General features: G+C 42.2%; 1 pseudogene. It reads right to left on the bottom strand.

Going from position 1 to position 924, the window contains the following annotated elements:
- Positions 1-820, bottom strand: a pseudogene (gene istA, locus JCM2765_RS16545) (IS21 family transposase); the annotation flags it as partial.
- Positions 821-924 lie beyond the last annotated feature (104 nt).

Below are 924 nucleotides of genomic sequence, written 5' to 3'. Positions count from 1 at the left end.
TTCGTGATTCAAGTCGTAACACAACTCATCCACAATATTAATCAAGTCACTTCGTCACTAAATTCATTATTGTAAACCCGTAGTCGTTCCGTGGTGCGTGCTAGAGCTTCAACGACACCTTTAGTTTGAGGACGAAAAACGCGGCAGACAATGGGCTGATAACCAGCGTCCTTGCTGAACTGTTTGAAACGCTCATTCAAAACGACACGTTGTCCGATATCTGATTTCGCATGGTCTACGACCTGTTTCATATTGTCGAACCAAATCTCGCTCGGAACACCGCCGGTGTGATCGAATGCATCATCCATACAGTTGAACAGTGTATCTTGCTACGCTCAAAAATTAATGTGATGTATTTAAGCTTGGAGTAAGGTAAGACATACAAAAAGATGTTGAACGTAAACGACCTTCCCTCATTGTTGTAAAGGGTCATCTCTTCCTTCCAGTCGACTTGTGCTGAAAGTCCAGCAGTGTGTTCAACTCGGATGGTCGCCTTGTGAACCTGATGGTGCTTGTACTTAGCACAGTGGTCTCTAACAATTGAATACTTGCCGGTAAAGCCATGTTTTTCAATAAATTTGAAGATAGCCATCGCAGAACAGCCAATCTCTAGTTTCTCACTGATCTTCTCTTTGAAAGGGTCGAGCTTACTGGGACGAGCTGGTTTAGGATGGTGCTCTACTTGTGGCTGTTGAGCTTCCTCATAGGCACGTTTAACAGTACGGTAATCACAATTGTATTGTTGAGCGATGGCAGCGAAATTGGGCTTAATATCTTCAATCATAAATCTTCTAACTTCCTCTCGAATATCTTGTCTCACATCGTTTTCCTCCTTGGTTACGATGTGATTTATGATATCAAAAAATGTAGGAAAACCGACAATTTCAAATTGCCATTTTCCTACATTTTACCGCCGCCATTAAC

Origin of the sequence: Secundilactobacillus similis DSM 23365 = JCM 2765 (assembly GCF_001311075.1) — a bacterium.
Classification (GTDB): Bacteria; Bacillota; Bacilli; order Lactobacillales; family Lactobacillaceae; genus Secundilactobacillus; species Secundilactobacillus similis.
This window is presented reverse-complemented; position numbering and strand designations above follow the sequence as displayed.